The organism is Streptomyces sp. NPDC048419 (assembly GCF_043200415.1).
Lineage (GTDB): Bacteria > Actinomycetota > Actinomycetes > Streptomycetales > Streptomycetaceae > Streptomyces.
The window spans coordinates 332,219-354,137 of record NZ_JBICXT010000004.1 but is presented as its reverse complement, the minus strand read 5'-3'; the positions used below and the strand labels follow the sequence as shown (position 1 = coordinate 354,137).

The 21,919-nt window shown below is 70.9% G+C and carries 25 protein-coding genes; 15 read left to right on the top strand and 10 right to left on the bottom strand.

Annotation, left to right across the window (positions count from 1 at the left end; all coding sequences use genetic code 11):
* Positions 1-7 precede the first annotated feature (7 nt).
* Positions 8-910 carry a 3-hydroxybutyryl-CoA dehydrogenase gene (locus ACGFYN_RS11975; RefSeq protein ID WP_393865655.1) on the top strand — a complete coding sequence of 301 codons (903 nt, stop codon included), beginning with the start codon at positions 8-10 and terminating at the stop codon, positions 908-910.
* Between the two features lie 47 nt (positions 911-957).
* Entirely contained in the window at positions 958-1,569 is a 612-nt protein-coding gene (locus ACGFYN_RS11970) for a TetR/AcrR family transcriptional regulator (RefSeq protein ID WP_393865654.1), read from the top strand.
* A 21-nt stretch (positions 1,570-1,590) separates the two neighbouring features.
* Here the strand turns inward: ACGFYN_RS11970 and ACGFYN_RS11965 are convergent, their stop codons facing one another.
* The gene (locus ACGFYN_RS11965; protein WP_393865653.1) at positions 1,591-2,361 is read right to left on the bottom strand and encodes a polysaccharide deacetylase family protein; all 771 of its coding nucleotides are present in this window, start codon (positions 2,359-2,361) and stop codon (positions 1,591-1,593) included.
* 78 nt (positions 2,362-2,439) lie between these two features.
* Positions 2,440-3,120: a Gfo/Idh/MocA family oxidoreductase gene (locus ACGFYN_RS11960; RefSeq protein ID WP_393865817.1), complete on the bottom strand. Its 681-nt coding sequence runs from the start codon at positions 3,118-3,120 to the stop codon at positions 2,440-2,442.
* Positions 3,121-3,143: 23 nt separating this feature from the next.
* Here ACGFYN_RS11960 and ACGFYN_RS11955 point away from each other — a divergent pair, with 23 nt between their 5' ends.
* Positions 3,144-3,287: a hypothetical protein gene (locus ACGFYN_RS11955; RefSeq protein WP_393865826.1), complete on the top strand. Its 144-nt coding sequence runs from the start codon at positions 3,144-3,146 to the stop codon at positions 3,285-3,287.
* Between the two features lie 79 nt (positions 3,288-3,366).
* Here the strand turns inward: ACGFYN_RS11955 and ACGFYN_RS11950 are convergent, their stop codons facing one another.
* The 4 genes from ACGFYN_RS11950 to ACGFYN_RS11935 all read right to left on the bottom strand — a co-directional run bounded on the left by ACGFYN_RS11950 (position 3,367) and on the right by ACGFYN_RS11935 (position 8,086).
* Positions 3,367-4,065 (bottom strand): LuxR C-terminal-related transcriptional regulator, encoded by a 699-nt coding sequence (locus ACGFYN_RS11950; protein WP_393865652.1) that lies wholly within the window; start codon positions 4,063-4,065, stop codon positions 3,367-3,369.
* A 160-nt stretch (positions 4,066-4,225) separates the two neighbouring features.
* Entirely contained in the window at positions 4,226-5,677 is a 1,452-nt protein-coding gene (locus ACGFYN_RS11945) for a purine-cytosine permease family protein (RefSeq protein ID WP_393865651.1), read from the bottom strand.
* 714 nt (positions 5,678-6,391) lie between these two features.
* Entirely contained in the window at positions 6,392-6,514 is a 123-nt protein-coding gene (locus ACGFYN_RS11940) for a hypothetical protein (protein ID WP_393865650.1), read from the bottom strand.
* A 114-nt stretch (positions 6,515-6,628) separates the two neighbouring features.
* Positions 6,629-8,086: a glyceraldehyde-3-phosphate dehydrogenase gene (locus tag ACGFYN_RS11935; RefSeq protein ID WP_393865649.1), complete on the bottom strand. Its 1,458-nt coding sequence runs from the start codon at positions 8,084-8,086 to the stop codon at positions 6,629-6,631.
* A gap of 178 nt (positions 8,087-8,264) precedes the next feature.
* Between ACGFYN_RS11935 and gndA the strand changes: the two genes are divergently transcribed.
* The 10 genes from gndA (at position 8,265) to ACGFYN_RS11885 (ending at position 17,440) form a co-directional block, all read left to right on the top strand.
* Positions 8,265-9,704, top strand: coding sequence for an NADP-dependent phosphogluconate dehydrogenase (gene gndA, locus ACGFYN_RS11930; protein WP_393865648.1), 1,440 nt, complete (start codon positions 8,265-8,267; stop codon positions 9,702-9,704).
* 63 nt (positions 9,705-9,767) lie between these two features.
* Positions 9,768-10,250 carry a hypothetical protein gene (locus ACGFYN_RS11925; protein WP_393865647.1) on the top strand — a complete coding sequence of 161 codons (483 nt, stop codon included), beginning with the start codon at positions 9,768-9,770 and terminating at the stop codon, positions 10,248-10,250.
* Between the two features lie 190 nt (positions 10,251-10,440).
* A complete protein-coding gene (locus ACGFYN_RS11920; protein ID WP_393865646.1) occupies positions 10,441-11,940 on the top strand; it encodes a purine-cytosine permease family protein in 1,500 nt (499 codons plus the stop codon).
* A complete protein-coding gene (locus ACGFYN_RS11915) occupies positions 11,937-12,476 on the top strand; it encodes a cysteine hydrolase family protein (RefSeq protein WP_393865645.1) in 540 nt (179 codons plus the stop codon). Before ACGFYN_RS11920 ends, ACGFYN_RS11915 begins: the two co-directional genes overlap by 4 nt.
* A 97-nt stretch (positions 12,477-12,573) precedes the next feature.
* Complete coding sequence (locus ACGFYN_RS11910) at positions 12,574-13,815, top strand: acyl-CoA dehydrogenase family protein (RefSeq protein WP_393865644.1); 1,242 nt, start codon at positions 12,574-12,576, stop codon at positions 13,813-13,815.
* Between the two features lie 172 nt (positions 13,816-13,987).
* Complete coding sequence (locus tag ACGFYN_RS11905; RefSeq protein ID WP_393865643.1) at positions 13,988-14,389, top strand: SseB family protein; 402 nt, start codon at positions 13,988-13,990, stop codon at positions 14,387-14,389.
* 280 nt (positions 14,390-14,669) lie between these two features.
* On the top strand, positions 14,670-15,104 hold the full coding sequence (locus ACGFYN_RS11900; protein ID WP_393865642.1) for a VOC family protein: 435 nt from the start codon (positions 14,670-14,672) through the stop codon (positions 15,102-15,104).
* 196 nt (positions 15,105-15,300) lie between these two features.
* Positions 15,301-15,774: an SRPBCC family protein gene (locus ACGFYN_RS11895; RefSeq protein WP_393865641.1), complete on the top strand. Its 474-nt coding sequence runs from the start codon at positions 15,301-15,303 to the stop codon at positions 15,772-15,774.
* A gap of 89 nt (positions 15,775-15,863) precedes the next feature.
* On the top strand, positions 15,864-16,277 hold the full coding sequence (locus tag ACGFYN_RS11890) for a nitroreductase family deazaflavin-dependent oxidoreductase (protein ID WP_393865640.1): 414 nt from the start codon (positions 15,864-15,866) through the stop codon (positions 16,275-16,277).
* Positions 16,278-16,336: 59 nt separating this feature from the next.
* A complete protein-coding gene (locus ACGFYN_RS11885; RefSeq protein WP_393865639.1) occupies positions 16,337-17,440 on the top strand; it encodes a hypothetical protein in 1,104 nt (367 codons plus the stop codon).
* Positions 17,441-17,461: 21 nt separating this feature from the next.
* Here the strand turns inward: ACGFYN_RS11885 and ACGFYN_RS11880 are convergent, their stop codons facing one another.
* Entirely contained in the window at positions 17,462-18,379 is a 918-nt protein-coding gene (locus tag ACGFYN_RS11880; RefSeq protein WP_393865638.1) for an oxidoreductase, read from the bottom strand.
* 100 nt (positions 18,380-18,479) lie between these two features.
* On the opposite strand from ACGFYN_RS11880, the gene ACGFYN_RS11875 reads away from it, so the two are divergent.
* Entirely contained in the window at positions 18,480-19,076 is a 597-nt protein-coding gene (locus ACGFYN_RS11875) for a TetR/AcrR family transcriptional regulator (RefSeq protein ID WP_393865637.1), read from the top strand.
* A 211-nt stretch (positions 19,077-19,287) separates the two neighbouring features.
* Positions 19,288-20,052 carry an alpha/beta hydrolase gene (locus ACGFYN_RS11870; RefSeq protein WP_393865636.1) on the top strand — a complete coding sequence of 255 codons (765 nt, stop codon included), beginning with the start codon at positions 19,288-19,290 and terminating at the stop codon, positions 20,050-20,052.
* Positions 20,053-20,106: 54 nt separating this feature from the next.
* Here ACGFYN_RS11870 and ACGFYN_RS11865 read toward each other — a convergent pair whose 3' ends face one another.
* The 3 genes from ACGFYN_RS11865 to ACGFYN_RS11855 form a co-directional block, all read right to left on the bottom strand.
* Positions 20,107-20,520 carry a MarR family winged helix-turn-helix transcriptional regulator gene (locus ACGFYN_RS11865; RefSeq protein ID WP_393865635.1) on the bottom strand — a complete coding sequence of 138 codons (414 nt, stop codon included), beginning with the start codon at positions 20,518-20,520 and terminating at the stop codon, positions 20,107-20,109.
* A gap of 76 nt (positions 20,521-20,596) precedes the next feature.
* Positions 20,597-20,947 carry a VOC family protein gene (locus tag ACGFYN_RS11860; protein WP_393865634.1) on the bottom strand — a complete coding sequence of 117 codons (351 nt, stop codon included), beginning with the start codon at positions 20,945-20,947 and terminating at the stop codon, positions 20,597-20,599.
* A gap of 104 nt (positions 20,948-21,051) precedes the next feature.
* Positions 21,052-21,795, bottom strand: a complete 744-nt coding sequence (locus ACGFYN_RS11855; RefSeq protein WP_393865633.1) for a class I SAM-dependent methyltransferase — start codon at positions 21,793-21,795, stop codon at positions 21,052-21,054.
* Between the last annotated feature and the right edge of the window lie 124 nt (positions 21,796-21,919).

The window sequence follows — 21,919 nt, the reverse complement described above, 5'->3', positions numbered from 1 at the left end:
GACTCTCATGACCGACATCGAGCACGTCGGAGTCGTCGGCTGCGGCCTCATGGGCGCGGGCATCGCCGAGGTCTGCGCACGGGCCGGCGTGCCGGTGACGGTGGTGGAACGCGATGCGCGGGCGGCCGAGGCGGGCCGCCTGCGCATCGCCCGCTCCCTCGACCGCGCCACCGCCCACGGCAGGCTCACCGCGGAGCAGCACGAAGGTGCCACCGCCCTGATCACGGTGGTGGACGAGATCGAGGCACTGCACGACCACGACCTGGTGATCGAGGCCGTCGCGGAGGACGAGGCGCTGAAACTCGACGTCTTCGCGCGCCTGGACGCCGTGGTGACCGGCGAGCACACCATCCTGGCGACCAACACCTCCTCCATCCCGGTCATCCGGCTCGCCGCCGCGACCGGCCGCCCCGGCCACGTCGTCGGCGTGCACTTCTTCAACCCCGTACCGGTGCTGCGGCTCGTCGAACTCGTACCGTCGCTGCTCACCTCGCCCGAAACGGCGGCACGCGCCGAGCAGTTCGTGACGGACACGCTCGGCAAGGAGGTCGTACGGACCCGGGACAAGGCGGGATTCGTGGTCAACGCGCTGCTCGTCCCCTACCTGCTGGCCGCGATCCGCATGGTGGAGTCGGGCAGCGCCACCGTCGAGGACGTCGACCGCGGCATGGTCCTCGGCTGCGCGCACCCGCTCGGCCCGCTGGCCCTGACGGACCTGATCGGCCTGGACACCACCCGGGCCATCGCCGAGTCGCTGTACGCCGAGTTCCGCGAGCCGCAGTACTCGCCACCGCCGCTGCTGTCGCGGATGGTGGAGGCGGGACTGCTGGGGCGCAAGTCCGGGCGGGGCTTCCACGCCTACGACGCCGGGGTGCGTCGCGAGGAGGCGGCCACGGCTGCGCGGCGGTGAGGGAAGATGGTCACGGCTTACGACCGGCGAACGAAGGGAGCCGCACGGTGAGCACCAAGGTGCGCACGGCAGACACGCGTGAGCGCATTCTGACGGCGGCGTGCGAGGTCATCGCCGAGACCGGCTTCGAGAAGATCCGTATGCGGATGGTCGCGGAGCGGGCCGGGGTGTCGACGGCGCTGCTGCACTACCACTTCGACACACGCGAGAAGCTGTTCACCGAGGCGATGACGCACTCCTTCGCCAACACCGCCGTGGACGTCGAACGCGACGCGGAGACGGCGACCGCGGCAGTCATCCTGGCCCGCATCCTGCGCAACCTGCTGCCGACCGACCCCGAACTGCACCAGGACTGGCGGCTGTGGCAGGAACTGTGGGTGCGGGCCCTGCGCGACGAGACCACCCGCGTCTTCGCCGTGGACCTGTACGCGCAGCTGCACGCCTGGGTGACCGGAGCGGTACGGCGGGGCATCGAGTCGGGCGAGTTCACCCCGACCGACGTGGACGCCCTCGCCACCCTCGTGCTCTCCCTCAGCGACGGCTACGGCATCCGCATCATGCTGCGCGATCCGACGGTCACCCTGGACATGGCGCTCGCGTCCATCTGGCGCCATGTGTCGGCGGCGCTCGGCCTGCCGGACGCGATGCCGGCCGACTGAGTCACGGTTGCCGGGCGCCGGTCAGCGCACCGGGAAGCCGAAGGAGTACCCCTGCTGCTTCAGCCACGGCAGGCATTCGCGCAGGGCGGCCACGGTCTGCGAACGGTCCCCGCCGGCATCGTGGAAGAGGATCGTAGGGCCGTTGGACACCTCGCTCCTGACGGTGGCGACGATGGCCTCGGTGCCGGGGCGCTCGAAGTCCTTGGAGTCCACGTTCCAGCCCAGCGGCCGCATCCCCTGCGAGGCGGCGAGCTGCCGGCTGTACGGCGTGAACGCGCCGCCCGGCGCCCGGTAGTACATGGGGCGGACGCCTCCGGACGCCTTGGTGATCATGTTCGCGGCGTCCAGGATCTCCTTGGACTGATAGGAGTCGGCCTTCTTGTCCATGGTGGTGTCGTGCGACACCGTGTGGTCGCAGAGCCGGTGCCCCGCCGCCACCACCGCCTTGACCAGGTCAGGGTGAGCCGCGGCCTGCGTGCCGACCATGCAGAAGGTGGCCTTCACGCCGTTCTCCTTCAGCACCTGGAGCACCTGTGGCGTCCAGGTCGGGTCCGGGCCGTCGTCGATGGTGATGTTGACGCCATGGGGACCCTTGTCCGAGGCGTGGACGATGCTGATCGCCACAGGCGCCCGGCCGGCACCGGCCGCGGAGGGCTTCGAGGCTGCCGGGCGCTGCCCGTCGATCGGGCCGGCCTGCGCGGTCCACACCGACGTCGCCGCCGCGACGGCCGTCACCCCGACCGCCGCCGCGAGTACCCGGCCGTACCATCCCCGCCCGCCATGCCGCGCCATGTCCGCCCCGCCCCTTGTCGTTCCCGTGCTGCTCGTGCACCTGTCAGGACGGAATAAGGGCCGGGCGGGATCCGCCTGTTACTGATCACGGACAATTCCGCTGGGGTACCGAGACGCACGAGGGGCGCGCACGCAATGGAGGAGCGCCCCTCCTACGGCGATCAGACGGCGAGCGGAACGGTGACCGCGGCCCCGCCGGTGCGGGACGAGTCGACGACCGACTGGATGATCTGCATCGTCCGTACGGCGTCGGCGAAGGAGGAAGTACGGCATCTGCGGGCCTGCGACGACCTGCCGGGCGCCGCGGGTGGGGGCCTCGGGCTGGGCGTCGTCGAAGAGGTACTCGGCGGGCCGGTGCTGGTCGAACGCGGCCCGGCCGCCGACGCCCAGGACGTCGAAGGCGAGCCCGTTGGGCAGACCGAACCCGGTGCGCGTCACCGAGAACGTGCCGACGAGCCCGGAGGCGAAGCGGACGGTGAACGACGAGGTGTCCTCGTTCTCGACCTCGCCGAACTCGTCCGAGACGGGCGCGGCGTTGTGCCCGACGACAGCGCCCAGCGGCAGCGGTCGCTTATTGATCTGCGTCGACAGCGCGGCGCCGGAGACCTCGGTGATGGGCCCGGCGACGTACTCGGCCACATCGATGACGAGCGAGCCGACGTCCCCGAGCGCACCCGAGCCGGGGCCGCCCTCGAACCGCCAACTCAGCGGCCCCTTGGGGTCGGTGGCGTAGTCGCACCAGTACCGGCCGCCGAACAGCGTCAGAGCACCCGGCTCGCCGCGTGTGCCAGGGTGCCCAGGAGCAGGCCCGGCACGCGGTGACCGCCGCGGTCGAGCGCCTGGACCAGGGCCGCACCGATCCGCGGGAGGTCGTGCCGACCCCGCATCCGGTCGTGCGGGGGACCACGGCCGGACCCGCGGCCTGACGCCGGAAGGGGCGCGCGCCCTGCGCGTCAGGCGGCGGGCCGGATCACATGGGTCAGGCGGCCCGAGGGGCCACATGGGTCAGGCGGCCGGCCGGATCAGCCCGGACTCGTAGGCGAAGGCCACCGCCTGGACGCGGGCGCGGGCGCCGATCTTGCTGAGGATGTGGCTGACGTGGGACTTGACGGTGGTCGGGGCGATCGAGAGGCGTAGCGCGATCTCACTGTTGGACCAGCCCGAGGCGACCGCCGTGAGCACGTCGCGTTCGCGCTGGGTGAGGGCGGCCAGTTCGACGTCCGTCCGGAGGGGGCGGGCTGCCGGTTCCGCGCGGACGGTGTCGATGAGGGTGCGGGTCAGGGTGGGGGTGATGACCGCGTCTCCGGCGGCCACGATCCGTACGGCCGCGGTCAGTTCCTCCGGGGAGGCGTCCGTGAGGAGGAATCCGCCGGCTCCGGCGCGCAGGGCGGCGTAGGCGTGGTCCTCGTCGGCGGCCGACGTGAGGACGAGTACACGGGGAGGGGTCTGGCCGGCCGCGACCGACTCGGCGGGCGGGCGGAAACGTGCAGGCCGCGCGATGCGCCGGACGGCCTCGATGTCGGCCGCGTCGGCGAGGCGGACGTCCATCAGGACGACGTCGGGACGCAGGGTCGTGCTCATGGCGACCGCTTCCGCGCTGGTCGCCGCTTCGCCGACGACGCTCAGGTCGTGTTCGGCGGTCAGCAGCATGCGCAGGCCGAGTCGCGGCAGAGACTGGTCGTTGACGAGGAGCACGGAGACCATGTCTGTCCTTCCCCACACCCTGAACAAGTTGTAAACGAAACTGTTTCGTTCACTTGGTGGGTACAGTACCCCTCCTGGCTATCGAAACGACATCGTTCTTCTTATGGCTTCGCTCACACCGCCTGATGGGCCGGGACGTGCCGTTGCTGCTGGGCGACCGTCACGGCTCGCGGTGCTCGTGCGCGGCCTGCTCCAGTTCCGCCGCCTCCGCCTCGGCCAGCCGCTGCTCGGACTCCACGTCGATGGAACGGGTCAGCAGCCAGTAGAGCGCCGCGGAGACCGGCAGTCCGATGAAGAGCGAGATGTCGGCGCCGTTGAGCGCGTCGGCGATCGGGCCCGTGTAGAGCGTGCCGACGGCGAAGAAGGGGATCATCACGGCGAAGCCCACCAGGTAGGCGATGATGCCATGCCAGCCCCAACGCCCGTAGATGCCGCGCGGGTTGAAGATCTCGGCGATGGCGTAGTGCCCGCGGCGCACGACGTAGTAGTCCATGAGGTTGACCGCGGTCCACGGGATGAACAGGTAAAGCACGAGCAGCAGGAAGTTGTTGAAGTTCTCCAGGAAGTTGGCGGTCGCGGCGAGCGCGCCGACCAGGGAGAGCGCCGCTGTGAGGCCGACGGTCACCAGCCGCACGGAGAGCGTCGGCCGCACCCTCTTGATCGAGTCGACCGCACTGATCAATGTGAGCGAACCGCCGTACATGTTGAGCGCGGTGACGGACACCAGCCCGAGTACGGCGAAGAGCAGCACGATCGCGCCGAAGCCGCTGAACACCTTGTCGCCGGCCGCATTGATCGACTTGATCGTGTCGAAGTCCTTGCCGGCCCAGGCGGCGAGCAGTGCGCCGAGGGTCATGAGCCAGATGCCGCCGAGGGCCGAGCCGAAGTAGGTCCAGTAGAAGGTCTTGCGGACGGTCACGTCCGGCGGGAGGTAGCGCGAGTAGTCGGAGACGTAGATGGCCCAGCTGATCTGGTAGCCGGCGACCACGCCGAACTGCGCCAGGAACGGCGTCGCCTTGAAGGCGCCGAGGTCGAAGGAGCCGGCCGGGTAGTGCAGGGTCACCAGGGCGCCCACGGTGAAGATCCCGAAGACGACCAGGAAGGTGTACGTCAGGAACTGCTCGGCCTTGTGGATGACGTCGTAGCCCACCAACGCGATGAGCAGGGCGATCACGGTGACCACGACCACCCAGAGCTTGACGCCGCCGTGCACCGTGGTGTGCATCGCCTCACCGGCGAGGATGGTGTTGAAGACGTTGAAGCCCGCGTACTGCACATACGCGAACAGCCATACCAGCAGGGCGCCTACGTAGCCGAACTGCGGCCGCGACTGGATCATCTGGGGCAGCCCGAGTTGGGGCCCCTGGGCCGAGTGGAACGCCATGAAGAACGTGCCGAGGACGGTGCCCGCCACGATCGCGATGAGCGACCAGATGAGATTGCCGCCCTCGGTGATGCTGATCAGGCCCACGGCCAGGGTGGCGATCTGGGCGTTCGACATGAACCACAGCGGGCCGAGATGCCAGAGCTTGCCGTGCCGTTCGTTCAGCGGCACGTAGTCGATGGAGCGGATTTCCAGCCCCGACACGCGCGGTTCCGACGATGTGCTCACGGCGCCTCCAGAGTGCTGATCCACCCCTGTGGCCACATTCATGCCCGCGAGCCGTCCGGTCAAGCGGTCATTGCCGACCCTTGACCGGACTGCCCGGTGCGGCCGGACCGCCGGGCCGGGGGAGTGGGCGACCGGGCCGCCTCGGTCACCGGTACGGCCACTGCCACTCGTCCCCGGGGCATACGGCGGCATGGACGTAGCCGATCCCGGGATGGTGGTCGCCCGCCGGGATGTGGGGCTCGAACCGCTCGCCGGCCGCGAGGTCCTTCTCTCAGCGAGCACAGACGACGTCCGGCCGGGCCGCCCGGTGGGCGTACTCGGTGAGACGCCCCTGGAAGCGGGCGCTGGTTCCGCACGAGCAGCCTGTGCGGCAGGCCGAGCAGGAACGGACGTGGCCGGACCACTTCAGACTGGTCCGAAGCCAGGAGCGCTGCGCCTCGTAGCAGGCGGAGCAGCCGTGGGGAGTCCAGCGGCCGAGTCCTCCGAGATCAGTCCGCGGTCATCGCCGGTGCTTCCTGATGAGCCGGTACAGGCCCCGTCCGACGGTGCGGGCCTTGGCTGACTCCTCGTCCGCGCACAGCTCGCACGCCGAACCGTGCGCGAAGAGGCCACGGTGCGCCCGACCGGCGACACAGCGACGGCAGGCGCCCCGGGCCGCGGCGGTCTCCTCTGCGGAAGCCATGCGCCCGCCCAGCGGCACGGTCGCCTCGACGCTCAGCGGAACGCCGCACCAGACACGGCCTGCCCCCGCGTCTGATCAGCGCTCAACTCGTCGAACGCCGGCGGCGCCAGTATGTCCAGCACGGCGGCGGGAACCTCGTCGGTGGTACTGCTCATGCCGGTACTTACCGGCGCGGGACGCCTTTTGGATGCAGCGGCTTGGAACGGTTCGGGCCGCCACCCGGATCCGGATGGCGGCCCTCAGTGCCTTGCCCTTGCGGCGAGTTGCCGTCAGAGCGCCGGGCTCGGGAAGGTCGGGTACTCCACCCCGGAGACGTACTGCACGACCCGGATGACCTGGCAGGAGTAGCCGAACTCGTTGTCGTACCAGAGGTAGAGGATGGCGTTGTCGCCCTCCACCTTCGTGGCGCCGGCATCGACGATCGAGGCGTGGCGGGAGCCGATGAAGTCGCTCGAGACGGCGTCGGGGGCCGTGGTGAAGTCGATCTGGCGCCGCAGCGGCGAGGTCAGCGAGACGTCGCGCAAGTGGTCGAGGACCTCCTCGCGGGAAGTCTCGCGCGAGAGCTGGAGGTTGAGGATCGCGATCGAGACGTCCGGCACGGGGACGCGGATCGAGCTGCCGGTGATCCGCGCCTTCAGCTCGGGCAGCGCCTTGGCGACGGCGGAGGCGGCGCCGGTCTCGGTGATGACCATGTTGAGCGGCGCGGAACGGCCCCGGCGCTCGGCCTTGTGGTAATTGTCCAGCAGGTTCTGGTCGTTGGTGAAGGAGTGCACGGTCTCCACGTGGCCGCGCTCGACACCGAACTCGTCGTCCATCGCCTTCAGCGGCGGCACGATCGCGTTGGTGGTGCAGGACGCGCAGGACAGGATCTGCTCGTCCGGCTTGACGGTGTCGTGGTTGACGCCGTGCACGATGTTCGGGACGTCGCCCTTGCCCGGCGCCGTCAGCACGACCTTGTCGATGCCGGGGCGCAGGTGCTGCGAAAGCCCTTCGCGGTCACGCCACTTGCCGGTGTTGTCGATCAGGATGGCGTTCTTGATGCCGTACGCCGTGTAGTCGACCTCGGACGGGTCGTTCGCGTAGATCACCTTGATCGCGTTGCCGTTGGCGAAGATGGTGCTGCTCGCCTCGTCGACGGTGATCGTGCCCTGGAACTGGCCGTGGATGGAGTCGCGGCGCAGCAGCGAGGCACGCTTGACGATATCTTCGCCGGACTGCTCGCCACCGCCCCGCACGACGATCGCGCGCAGCCGCAGGCCATTGCCGGAGCCGGCCTTCTCGACCAGCAGACGGGCCACCAGGCGGCCGATGCGGCCGAAGCCGTAGAGGACGACGTCCCGGCCCTCGCCGCGCTCGATCTTGTTGGCGCCGGTGGCACCCGCGACGGCCTCGGCGGTGAACGCCTCCACCGTCAGGCCGCGGTCGTCGCTCTTGTACGTCGCCGCGAGCATGCCGAGGTCGATCTGCGAGGGGCCGAGGTCGAGCGTGGTGAGCGCCTGCAGGAACGGCAGGGTCTCGGTGACCGAGAGCTCCTCGCCGGCTATCTGCCGGGCGAAGCGGTGCGTCTTGAGAAGGCTGACCACCGACTTGTTCACCAGGGAGCGGCTGTGCAGCAGGACGGTGACGTCCCGCTCGCGGTGCAGCTTCCCGATGATCGGGATCATCGACTCCGCGATCTCCTCGCGGGTCTTCCAGTTGGTGAACGAGTCGTCGTTGACAGCAGTCACTGATCCATCTTTCGAGCTAGGCGGCGCTCATATGATAAACCCTGTTTGATCGATCGTTTGGGCGGTGTACGTCACACCGCCCTCCGCCGTCATCGAGACGATCCGGCCGCCCGTCCGTACCTGACGGACATGGGGCCCCGCAGCGGGACCGCCGCCGGACGGATCGAGGACGTACACCATGAACGCAACCGCAGCCATCGGCGTGACCGGCCTGGGCGTGATGGGCCGCAACCTGGCGCGCAACTTCGCCCGCAACGGCTACACCGTCGCGGTCCACAACCGGACCGTGGGCCGCACGCGCGCGCTCATGGAGGTGTACGGCGACGAGGGCGCGTTCGTCGCCGCCGAGACGGCCGAGGACTTCGTGGCGGCACTCGAGCGCCCCCGCCGCCTGATGATCATGGTGCAGGCGGGTCCCGCCACCGACGAGGTCATCGAGGAGTTCGCCGCCCTGCTCGAGCCCGGCGACATGATCATCGACGGCGGCAACGCCCACTTCGCCGACACCCGCCGCCGCGAGGCCGCGCTGCGCGAACTCGGCATCCACTTCGTCGGCACCGGCGTCTCCGGCGGCGAGGAGGGCGCCCTCGAAGGACCGTCGATCATGGTCGGCGGCTCGGCGGAGTCGTACGACGTCCTCGGCCCGATGTTCGAGCGGATCAGCGCCAAGGTCGGCGGCGAGCCGTGCGCGGCCCACATCGGCAGCGACGGCGCCGGACACTTCGTAAAGATGGTCCACAACGGCATCGAGTACGCCGACATGCAGCTCATCGCCGAGGCCTACGACCTGCTGCGCCAGGTCGCCGGCTACACCCCGGCCGAGATCGCCGGCGTCTTCCGGCACTGGAACCGGGGCCGGCTCGGCTCCTACCTGGTCGAGATCACCGCCGAGGTGCTGGCGCACACCGATCCGGACACCGGCGCCCCGTTCGTCGACATCGTCCAGGACGCCGCCGGGCAGAAGGGCACCGGCCGCTGGACCGTGCAGACCGCGCTGGACCTGGCCTCTCCGGTCACCGCCATCGCCCAGGCCACCTTCGCCCGCGCCGCCTCCGGCCAGCGCGACCTGCGCGCCGCCTACGCGGGCCTGCCCGGCGGCACCCGGCCCCTGCTGAGCCGCACCGAGGCCGAACGCTTCACCTCGCAGGTCGAGCACGCCCTGTACGCGTCGAAGGTCATCGCCTACGACCAGGGCTGGAAGATGATCCAGGACGCGGCCGCGGAGTACGGCTGGAAGATCGACCTCGGCACGGTCGCCCGGATCTGGCGCGGCGGCTGCATCATCCGCGCCTCCTTCCTCGACCGCATCCGCGCCGCCTACGCCGCCGACCACGACCTGGTGAGCCTGCTCGGCGAGATGGAGTTCGCCATGGAGATCACCGACGCGCAGGTGCCCTGGCGGGAGACCGTCGCCTCCGCCGCCCGCCGCGGCATCCCCGTCCCCGCCTTCTCCGCCGCCCTCGCGCACTACGACACGCTGCGGGCCGGCCGGCTGCCCGCCGCCCTGCTGCAGGGCCAGCGGGACTACTTCGGCGCGCACACCTACCGCCGTACCGACCGCCCCGGCGTCTTCCACACCCAGTGGGCCGCGCCGGAGCGCCACGAGACCAGCGCCTGACCGGCGCCGTCCGGACGGACGCGGCGCCGTGACCATCTCCGGGAACCCCTCGTTGCCGAGAGCATGATCCACATCAAGCGCGGACTCGTCGCGGCCGCCGCCGCACTCACCGGACTCGCGGGCCTCATCGCCCCGGCCGCCCACGCCACCGACAACGTCCCCTGCCACAACCCCGTCAAGCGGGACCTGACCGACCCCGGCTCCGGTCACGCGTGGCCGGGGACGGAGGTGAGGTTCTGCAACCTCACCCGCGGCCACGTACCCGTCTACGCCACCCGCTCGCCCGGCGCCGCGGTCGTCGGCCACCTCGAACAGGGCGGCGCCGCCAACTGGTTCGTCACCGAGATGAAGGGCCAGACCTTCCGCGACGGCTCCGCCGAGAACTACTGGTGGGCCAGCACCAAGGCGGACAACGGGCGCTGGGGCTGGGTCCCCGAGGTCTACTTCGCGGGCGGCGACAACAACGAGGACGACGCCGGCCTGCTGATGCCCGGCAACTACACCTGCGCCAACGCCTGCCCGCCGCTGCCCTTCTGGGCGCGCTGAGCCGAAGGCCCGGGTGTGGCGCGCCGTCCGGTGGTGGCGGCGCGCCTGTCCCGGTGACCCTTGTGCCCTCTCGTGGCCCTTGACGCTCCGACCTGCGCAGACCAGGCTTCAGACCTCGGGCTTCAGGCCTCGGGGCTCGCGCTCAAGGCCTCGGGCTTCGGCGGAGCACACCCGGACAGGTAGGTCGACGATGGCAGAATCCCCGGACACTCCCGGCAACAGAACCACGGGGCGCCGGCTCCAGGTGGAGACGCACGGTCTCGACGTCATCGCCGACGCCGAGCGCAAGGGCAGCCCGCGGACGCTTTTCTGGCCCTGGTTCGGCGCCAACGTCTCGGTCCTCGGGCTCAGTTACGGCTCCTTCGCGCTAGGCTTCGGCACCTCCTTCTGGCAGTCGCTGACCGCGGGCGTCAGCGGCATCGTCTTCTCGTTCCTGCTCTGCGGCTTCGTCGCGGTGGCCGGCAAGCGCGGCTCGGCACCGACGATGGTCCTCAGCCGCGCCGCCTACGGCGTGCGCGGCAACCGCCTGCCCTCGGTCATCTCCTGGGTCCTGACCGTCGGTTGGGAGACCGTGCTGTGCGCCCTCGCCACCATGGCCACCGCCACCGTCCTCGGAAGGCTCGGCTGGGGCGGCGGCACCGAGACCAAGGTCGTGGCGCTGGTCCTGGTCGGCGCGCTGACCGTCGTCGGCGGCGTGATGGGCTTCGACCTGATCATGCGGCTGCAGACCGTGATCACGGTCGTCACCGGTGTGCTCACCGTCGTCTACGTCGCGCTGGTCGCCGACCACGTCCACTGGGGCACCGTCAGCGCCCTCCCGTCGGGCTCCGCCCAGGAGTTCATCGGCGCCCTGGTGTTCATGATGACCGGATTCGGCCTCGGCTGGGTCAACGCCGCCGCCGACTACTCCCGTTATCTGCCGCGCGGTTCGTCCAGCCGGGGCGTGATCGGCTGGACCACCTTCGGCGCGTCCCTGGCCCCGCTGCTCCTGCTGGTCTTCGGCCTGCTGCTGGCCGGCTCCTCGACCAAGCTCAGCGCGGCCATCGCCGCCGACCCGATCGGCGCCCTCACCATCATCCTGCCGACCTGGTTCCTGGTCCCGTTCGCCGTGGTCGCCGTGCTCGGGCTGGTCGGCGGCGCGGTCCTCGACATCTACTCCTCGGGCCTCGCCCTGCTGTCTGCGGGCATCAGGATTCCGCGTTACGTCGCCGCGTTCGTCGACGGCGTGCTGATGATCGCGGGCTCGATCTACATCGTCTTCTTCGCCGACGACTTCCTCGGCCAGTTCATGGGCTTCCTCACCACGCTCGGCGTCCCGATCGCGGCCTGGTGCGGCATCATGCTCGCCGACCTGGCCCTGCGGCGCCGCGACTACGACGACGCCGACCTCTACCGCCCGGCCGGCCGCTACGGGGACGTGGCGCCCACCCCGCTGCCCCTCACCCTCGCCGCCACCGCCCTCGGCTGGGGCCTGGTCACCAACTCGGCCGCGGGCTGGCTGGATTGGCAGGGCTACCTCCTCGATCCGTTCGGCCTCGGCGGCAAGTCCGGCGCCTGGGCCTACGCCAACCTAGGCGTCCTCGCCGCCCTCGCCCTCGGCTTCCTCGGGACCCTGGCCCTGACCCGCACCCGCGTGCGCGCGCAGGAGGCGCAGGCACCGAGCCCCAGAGACGCGGGAGCGGCCGTATGACCGACGGCCTTCTCACCGTCATCGACATGCAGCACGTCTTCGCCGACCCCTCGAGTCCCTGGGCGGCTCCTCGCTACGCCGAAGCCGCGGCAGGAGTACAGCGCCTGCTGCCGGCCTTCGGCGACCGCGTCGCCTTCACCCGCTTCCTGGCCCCGGCACAACCCGAGGGCGCCTGGCGCGCCTACTACGGCGAGTGGCCGTTCGCCCTCCAGCCACCGGATTCCCAACTCTGGTCTCTCACGGACGAGTTCACGCCGCACGCCGGCCACGTCGTCGACGCCCCGACCTTCGGCAAATGGACCCCGGAACTCGCCCGCCTCCTCGCCCCCGACAACCGCCTGATCCTCACCGGCGTCAGCACCGACTGCTGCGTCCTGTCCACGGCACTGGGCGCCGCCGACGCGGGAGTCGAGGTCCTGATCGCGGCGGACGCATGCGCGGGGGCGAACGACGACTCCCACACGAAGGCACTGCAGCTCATGGACTCGTACCGACCACTGATCCGGGTGACCAGCGTGGCTGAGCTGCTGCCCTGACACCTTGGCGGTTTCCGGTCGGTACCAGGGGCTGTTTGACGTGTTCAATCACCTGTGTCGCGTCACGCATCGGACGGCCCCACCGTCAGGAGGCACCGTGCTCGCCGCTCCCGAACCCGCCCTCACCGAACGCGAGATCATCGAGCGTGCCGTGGCGCTCAGGCCCGCGCTGCTCGAACGTCAGCCGGAGGCCGAGCGGTTGACGCACTACCCCAAGAACACCCACGACGAATTTCTGAGGGCCGGCTTCTACCGGATCCTCCAGCCGCGCCGTTACGGCGGCTACGAGTTCGGCCTGCCCGTCTTCTACCGCGTGATCACCGAGATCGCCCGCGGCTGCCCCTCCACCGGCTGGGCGCTCTCGCTCACCGCCGCCCATGTGCTCCAGGTCGCCACGCTCTTCGACGAGAAGGCACAGTCCGAACTCTTCGGCACCGACGGCGACTTCAGGGCCGCCTCCACCGTCGTACCCGTCGGAGTCGCCCGGCCCGACGGCGCGGGCGGCGTCGTCCTGGACGGCACATGGCCGTACTCGTCGGGCGCGCCCTACTCCACCCACTACGTCGGCCAGACCCTGCGCGCCCCGGCCGCACCGGACGGCCCGCCGGGACCACCCGTCCTGTTCGTGGCCCCCCGCTCGGTCTGGACGGTCCTCGACGACTGGCACGGCGTGCTCGGCCTGCGCGGCAGCGGCTCCAACAGCATCCACATGGAACAGGCCCGTATCCCGGAGTACTTCACGCGCGAGGCGTTCCTGCTCGACCTGCCCGTCGAGGGCGGCAGCACAGGCTCAGAACTGCACGGCAATCCGATGTACGCAGGCCGGGCGCCGAGCTTCTTCCACGGCGAGCTCGCCGCCATCATGATCGGCACCGCCTACGCCGCCGCCGACGAGTACGCCCGGATCGTCGCCGCCCGCCCCCTCACCCTCGAACCCGGCCGTACGCGCGCCGATCTGCACGACTACCAGCGGCACCTCGGCCAGGCGCTCGGCCTGATCGACATGGCCGAGGCCGCGCTGCGGCAGACGGCCGAGGACTGGATGGAGACCTGCAGGCGCAACGTCTCCGGCGAGGCCCCGTTCACCGTCGTCGAGGACAACCGGCTCGCGCTGATGTTCCTCAACGCCGGACGTACCGCCTGGGACGTACTCCAGGGCACCCTCTTCCGCACGGCCGGCTCGCGGCACGCCCGCGACGGCGAGCGTATGCAGCGCTACTTCCGGGACGCGGCGACGTACTGGACCCATGTCGGCGCGAGCATGGCCGAGCCGCTGACCCGCCGGGTCGGCCGCGACCGCCTGGGCCTGCCCTCGCAGGACGTTCCGCTGATCCCCTGAGGGGATTTCCGGCAGGTTCTTCCGGGCCTTTCATTCCAGTGACGTGCCCGCTGTGAATCTCCGGGAAAGGGGGGAATGGGCTCGTCCGGATCGGGTACGCGAGCAGAACCGTGCCCGGGGGGCGATCTTGTCCCGGGACGCCTGTACCACCGCCGCTACCAGGGGATCTGTCATGGAGACACCTGCCAACGACCACAACGCCACACAGGCCCGGCAGGCGCTGGACGCGCTGGCCGTGAACACCGAGGACACGACGGCGCTGGACACGCTCGCCGGCAGCGAGGTTCTCGTCCCCGTCCCGGACGACGCGAGCCAGGAGGACGCCGTGGACCCGGGCGCGGTGGCGCTTCCGGTCCTGGAGCAGCCGGGCGGCGACCCGGTGGTGCCCGTGTTCACCTCGGAGGGCGAGATGGCCGGGCTGCTGCCGTTCGTCTCCCGCTACCGCCTGGTGCCGCTGGGCGCGCTCGCCTCGCAGTGGCCGGCCGACGACCTGTCGCTGACCATAGACGCCGGGTCCGAGCACCCGCTGACGCTGACCTCCGAGGGCGTACGAACGCTGCTGGCCCGGCCCTGACGCCGTCCGTGACGGGCCGTGCCGCCGGGCGGGTCCGGGAAGGGGGCGGGTATCTCTCCCGCTCCCGCCCGCCCCCGGCTCTCGCGCGACAGGATGATGAACGGCGCCGACCCCGCTCATCTCAGGCGACACGCTCGCCGCGCCGACCATACGACCGCCGCGGTCCCCACGTCGCTCCCCGGTCGCATGGCGGATCGTGGCATTCACGCGCGGCGCCGTCGTGATCACCGGGCCGTCCCGTCCCCGGCCTTCGCCCACCGCTGCGGCGTACCGTGAGCGGATGGAACAGCGCATCACATTGATCACGCTGGGAGTCTCCGACCTCGCGCGCGCCAGAAGCTTCTACGAGGCGCTGGGCTGGCGCGGGCAGGAGGTCCAGGAGACCGTCTTCTTCCAGGCGGGCGGCCTGGGACTCGTCCTGTGGAGCCGGGACAGGCTCGCCCGGGACTGTGGACTGGAACCCGGCCCGGCGAGCGGCTTCGGCGGGATCGCCCTCGCGCACAACGTCCGCTCCGACGCCGAGGTCGACGCGCTGCTCGCAGCCGCGGAGCGGGCCGGCGGCACCATCACCAAGCCCGCGGCCGTCAACGCCGTCGGCTTCTACTCCAGCGCCTTCACCGACCCGGACGGTCACGCCTGGGAGATCGCCTGCAATCCCGCCTTCCCGCTCGCCGAGGACGGCTCGGTCACGATCCCCGACTTCGGCGGCGCCTGAGGTCCACCGCAGCTGCGGGGCGCCCCCACCTGGTCGGCCGAGGGCACGAGCGCCGTGCGGATGCCGGTCGCGTGCGGCGCGGCTACGGTCGAATTCCCGGCGGACGATCGAATCCCCGGCGGACAGTCGTATCCGATGGACAGTCGAATCCCGGCGGACATTCGGAATCCCGGCGGACAGAGGAGGCGTGGTCGTTGTGGCCCGGAATCTCCGGCTGATCCTGAGCCCGCCGTCGAGGATCTGGAGCCTGCTGTCCAACGGCCACCGCTACGGCGAGTGGGTCTCGGGAACCCAGCAGGTCACCGCCGCGGACCCGCACTGGCCGCAGGTGGGCGCCCGCCTGCGGGTCCGGGTCGGCCTCGGCCCTCTAGCCCTCGAGGACACCTGCGTCGTACGCATCTGTGAGGCCCAACGCCGGCTGGAGCTGGAGGCGAAGGCGGACCCCTTCGGCGCGGCCCGCATCGCCATGGAACTGATCCCCTGGGGCGAGAACACCCTCTTCGTTCTCGACTGGCATCCGCTCCGGGGCCCCGGCACCCGGATGCACGGGCTTCCCGTCGACTACATCGTCTCGATCCGCAACGGCATGATGCTGACGAAGCTGGCCCGGATCGCGGTGCGCGAGCATCGCGGCAGCGGTGACGCCCTGCAGAGCGCCGGGAGCGGATGAGAGGCCGTGCGGGGCTGGTGAACCGCTCCTGCACGGTGCAGGATCCACAGGTGGACCGGATCGTCCCGCCGGCAGGGGAGTGGACACCGATGGCAGACCGCACCTACCTGAAACCGCCCTGGATGCAGCAGCACGTGGGCAACCGGCTGGCGCCGCTGTTCGGACGGTCCATGGTGTCCAAGCTGTCGGTACGCGGCCGCACCAGCGGACACTGGCGGACGGTGCCCGTCGCCGTTCTCGACCATGAAGGGAAGCGGTATCTCGTCTCCTACCGCGGCCTGAGCGACTGGGCGCTGAATCTGCGCGCCTCGCCCGAGTGCCGCCTGACCGTGCGCGGCCGCACTGAGGACCTTACCACGGAGGAAGTGCCGGAGGCGGAGCGCCCGCCCATCATGGCGGCCTACCGAGAGAAGTACGGCAGCATGCCGACGGTCTCCTCGGTGCTGACGGCGCTGCCCGACCCCGCCGACCATCCGGTCTTCCGGCTGCGCGGCCCCAGCTGATCACCGCACCTGGTCGTCGCATCTGATCGCATCACGCCGAAGCGGTCCACAATGGCCGCATGGTATGGATCTCCGGCGTGGCCGGCGGGCTGCTCCTGGCGGTCCTGTTCGTCAACGTGCTGCGCACCCTCGTGGTGCCCCGGGGGCTCTACTCGGTCCTGGTGTTCCGGCTGTGGTGGCTGCTGCGCCGCCTGCTGCGGCTCGCCGCGCCCCGTGGCGGATACGACGCCATCGACCGGGCACAGACCTGGCTCGCCCCGCTGATCCTGATCGGCATGCTCGCGACCTGGCTGGGCGGTGCCCTGATCGGCTACGGCGTGCTGCTGCACGCGCTGTCCGGGCTGAAGTGGGGCAACGCCTTCCGCGAGGCGGGCTCCAGCCTCTTCACCCTCGGCTTCGCCAGCGGCGCCCGGCTGCGCCTGTCCGTACTCGACTTCGTCGCGGCCGCCACCGGCCCGGTCCTGATCGCTCTGCAGATCGCGTACCTGCCCACCCTGTACGCCGCCTACAACCGGCGCGAGCTGGAGGTGACCCTGCTCCAGTCACGGGCCGGCGAGCCCGCCTGGGGTCCGGAGATCCTCGCCCGGCAGTGGCTGGTCGACACCGAGACCGCGCTGCCCGAGCTGTACCGGGCCTGGGAACGGCTGGCCTCCGACATGGGCGAGAGCCATTCCACCTACCCGGTCCTGATCGCGTTCCGCTCGCCCCGCCCGTACCGCCACTGGCTGGTCGGTCTGGTCGCGGTCATGGACGCGGCGGCGATGCAGCTCGCCCTCGCCCCGCGCAGCGCCCCGCCGGAGGCGCGCCTCGTGCTGCGCGCGGGATTCACCGCCCTGCGCGACATCGCGCGCGGCCTGCGTCTGCCCTACGACCCCGACCCGCCACCGGACGCCCGGATCCAGCTCGGCTACGTCGAGTTCGAGGCGGCGGCCGACATGCTGGAGGCGGCGGGCTTCGCCGCCGAGCGCAGCACGTCCGAGGCATGGCCGCACTTCCACGGCTGGCGGGTCAACTACGAGGAAGTCGCCTACGAGTTGTGCCGTCGCTGCGACGCGGTGCCCGCGCTGTGGACCGGCCCGCGGGACTTCGCCTCGACGCCGGTCCCGCCGCGCAGACCGGCCGACCGCAGACCGGGCGAGGTGGGGCCGTCGGCGCCGGGATAGGGCGAGAGGACGGCGGGGTTCTCACGCCGCCGTGAGCGGAGCCGGATGCGGGAAGGTCACGCCGGTCAGCTCCTCGGAGGCCGTCCACAGACGGCGGGCGGCGACCGGGTCGCTGGCCGCCTGCGAGCGGCCGACCAGGGTCGGGCCGCCGCGCATCTCGCCGGTGCCGTCCGGGCCGACGTAGCTCGCGCCGGGCAGGTCCTGGACGGCGGCGTACAACGTCGGCAACGCGCCGGCCTTGTTGTCCTGCGCGACGAAGCGGTTGCCGACCTTCATGAGGGCGCGCCGCACCGAACTGCCGTCGTGGCTCTGGAGGTTGGTGGCCGCATAGCCCGGGTGCGCCGCGAGGGCGCGTACGGTCGAGCCCGACTCGGCGAGCCGGCGCTGGAGTTCGAGGGTGAAGAGCAGGTTGGCGAGCTTGGACTGGCTGTAGGCCTTCATCGGCGCGTACTCGCCGGAGAGGTCGAGGTTGTCGAAGTGGATGCGGGGGCTGCCCGGCATCCGGTGCGCGCCGGACGACACGGTCACCACCCGGTCGGTGATGTGGGGCAGCAACAGGTTCGTCAGGGCGAAGTGCCCCAGGTGATTGGTGCCGAACTGCATCTCGAAGCCGTCCTTGGTGGCGGATTCCGGGATGTTCATGACGCCGGCGTTGTTGACGAGCAGATCGAGGCCGCCGTGCCAGCTCGCGGCGAACTCGCGCACCGAGGCGAGATCGGCGAGGTCGAGGCGGCGCACCTCCACGCTGCCCTGCACGCCCGCGGCGGCGGCCTCGCCGCGCCGGGGGTCCCGCACGGCGAGCACCACGTGCGCGCCCGCGCCGGCCAGCGCCTCGACGGTGGCGATGCCGAGCCCGCTGTTGGCGCCGGTCACCACGGCGGTGCGGCCGGTCTGGTCAGGGATGTCGGTGGTGTTCCACTTGCTGGTTCGTGTAGTCATGCCAGCAAATGTAGGCGCTGCCTACAATGCTGTCAATGACAACAATGGTGACGGTGTCAACAATGTAGTCGGCACAAACATGACCGATACACTGATGCGCATGCACACCCGCACCCGCAGCTACCACCACGGAGACCTGCGCGCCGCCCTGCTGACCCGGGCCGAGGAGACGCTCCGCGAGAAGGGTCCCGGCGCCCTGTCACTGCGCGAACTCGCCCGCGACCTCGGCGTCAGCCATGCCGCGCCGAGCCGCCACTTCAAGGACAAGCAGGCCCTGCTCGACGCGCTGGCGCTGAGCGGGTTCGAACGGCTGACAGCCGTCCTCGGGGCATCGCAGGACGGCGTCCCGGAGAAGATCGAGGAGCAGGTCGACGCGGTCGTCCACGCGTACGTCGGCTTCGCCCGGGACAACGCCGCGCTGCTCGACCTCATGTACTCCATCAAGCACGATCCGTCGGCGTCCGACGCGCTGCTGGAGGCGACGCAGCGCTGGTCCGACCTGGTCCTGCGCGTGGTCGCCGCGGGACAGGCCAGGGGGGAGGTGCGGGAAGGCTCCCTGGAGCAGGTCGCCCTCCCCGTCTTCGCGACCCTGCACGGCTACGCCGACCTCGCGGTGTCCGGCATGCTGCCCCAGGAGATGGACGAGCACGGGCTGGACGACGTGGTCGCGTTCATCCTGCGGGGCGTGCGGCCGTGACCGTGGCGCGTGAAGTCGACCGGTGGAAAAATGAGTTGGGCGGGACGCCGGTCCGCCGGTAGCGTGCGGTACGCCGTGACACCGACCGAGGAGGTGAGACCCATGAACGCTGAAGCTGTGTGGGTGCTCCCCCTGGGGATCACGGTCGGCGAGTGACGTAGGAGTCGCCGGGAGCGCCACGGCAGACGGTCCTCCCGAAAGGCAACTACCCATGCCTCCTTTGCACTTCACCGCCGAGACATCGAAGAACGGTGTCCTCGAACGCGACTTCACCCTGGGTGAGGTCACCGGCGTCCTCTGGTCGCCCGCACCCGGCTCCGACCGTGCACCCCTGGTGCTGATGGGCCACGGCGGCGGCACCCACAAGAAGTGGCCCGCGATGGTGGGCCGCGCCGAACGCCTGGTCCGCGACGGCGGGTTCCACGTCGCCGTCATCGACGCGCCTGGCCACGGCGGCCGCCCGCGCACGCCGTACGACGAGCAGGAGATCACCGACCTGTTCGCGGCGAGGGCGGCGGGCGAGCCGGAAGGCCCGATCGTCGTCCGCTACAACGCCCAGCTGGCCGAGCGCGCCGTCCCCGAGTGGCGGGCGACCCTGGACACCCTCCAGGAACTGCCCGAGATCGGCACCGACGGGCCGGTCGGCTACTACGGCCTGAACATGGCCACCGCGATCGGGGTGCCGTTCGTGGCGTCCGAACCGAGGATCACTGCGGCGGTCCTCGGGCTCCACTGGCCCGACGTCCTGGCCGAGACCGCGAAGCGGATCACGGTCCCGATCGAGTTCGACATGCAGTGGGACGACGAGCACATCCCGCGCGAGGCCGGTCTCGCGCTGTTCGACGCCTTCGCCTCGACGGAGAAGTCGCTGCACGTCAACGCGGGCCGGCACAAGGAACTGCCCAGGTTCGAGGCCGACAGCGCGGTCCGGTTCTTCTCCCGGCACCTCCGCCGTACCGTGACCGTACCGGCGTGATGTGACAGATGCCGGCGCCCGGTCCACAACCGGGCGCCGGCACCGCACAGTTCGTCAGACCTCGGAGGAACCCTCGGCCTGTTCGCCCAGCAGCCGGGCCAGCACCTCGCGCTGCAACGGCTGCACCTCGGCGTGCAGGGCGCGCCCCTTGTGGGTCAGCGCGACCCATACCCCGCGCCGGTCCTCCACGCAGACGGAACGCCCCACCAGGCCGTCCTTCTCCAGCCGGCCGATGAGCCGGGACAGCGCGCTCTGGCTGAGATGGACCCGCCCGACGAGGTTCTGCACCCGGCAGTGCTCGCCCTCTCCGAGGGACTCGGACGCGAGGACGTCGAGCACCTCGAAGTCGCTCGCGCCCAGACCGCGCGGGTGCAGGACGCGATCGATCTCGCACATCGTGCGCGCGTGCACGGAGAGGATGTCCCGCCACCTCTCCTCGAGCCGGGCGTCGGCCGTCTTCACTGCCATACCCGCACGGTAACACCGAATCGGCCATTTGTTGATGGTGCAACCAATGCGGGTGCATACAGCTTGGCCGGTGGTGTCAGGAGGCCGGGTCCTGGAGCAGTCCGACGAGGTTGCCGTCCGCGTCCTTGACGAAGGCGATCAGCCGGCCGCCGCCGACGTCCTGTACGTCCTGCATCAGCTCGGCGCCCGCGTCCACCAGGGCGGCCAGCCGCCCGCGGATGTCCGAGACGTGCCAGTACGGCACCGGGCCGGTCATGCCCTTCGCGTGCCCGTTGGGGTCGAGCCCGACGTCCTGCCCGGCGTCCTTGAAACCGACGTAGTACGGCTCGTCCGCATACGGCTCCACCTCGAGCAGAGCACCGAACAGCGCCTTCGCCTTGGCGAGGTCTTTGACGGGGTAGATGACGGTCTTGAGGCCGGCGGTCATGGCGACTCCTTGGCAGAAGGTGAACCGACGGATTTCGTCGGTGCATTCACGCTAAGCCGGGGGAGCCGGGTGTGGCTTCTCGGATCCTGACCGGTTGGGCGCGCTCACGCCTCCGCGACCAGCAGGCGATACCCGACGTCGATGCTGTCGAGCCCGAGCAGGTCGGCGTGATCGGCGTGCCAGCGGCCGCTCGCGAGGTCCTCTGCCAGCCGGGCCAGCCCGGGGGCGACCGCCTCCTCGCCCGCCTGGGCGAACAGGGAGATGCCGGCCCGCACCCGCGGGTCGAGGTAGGCGTGGGGCCGGCGCCAGAAGGCGGCGCCGAACCCGTCCGTGCAGTCGTGCGGCACGCGCACGGGCTGCTGCCGCACCCCGCCGAGCAGTTCGGCCAGCCGGCCGATCGCGACGGCGCGTGCGTCGTCGAAGGCGGCCGCCTGCGGAAGGTACTCGCGCACCAGCCAGAACCGCTCCCGGAACACCGGCTGGTCCCACGTCAGCACGACGACCCGGCGGCGGGCGACCCGGCGCAGCTCGCCGATCCCGGCCGCGAGGCCCGTCCAGTGGTGGACGGTCAGCAGCGCCAGGACCGCGTCGGCGGCGTCGTCGCGCAGCGGCAGCCGCTCGGCGACCGCGCACACGGCCGGCGCGGACCCCGGTGGCCGCTGGGCCAGCATGACGCGGCTGGGCTCGACGGCGAGCACCGTGTGCGGCGGCTCGTAGGAACCGGTGCCCGCCCCTATGTTGATCACGTCCGCGGCGTCCCCGAGCGCGGCGTGGATCTGGGCGGCGATCCGCGGATCGGGCCGCCGGGTCAGGCCGTACGTCGTGCCGAGCGTGTCGTAGAGGGCCATGCCGCTCAGTATCGAACCGAACGGCGGGAAGCCCCTAGGGCCTGTCGCGGACCGAGGCCGAATCCCGCCGCAGCAGCTCCGTCGGCATCATGCGGACCATCTCGGTGCCACGGGCCTGTTCGGC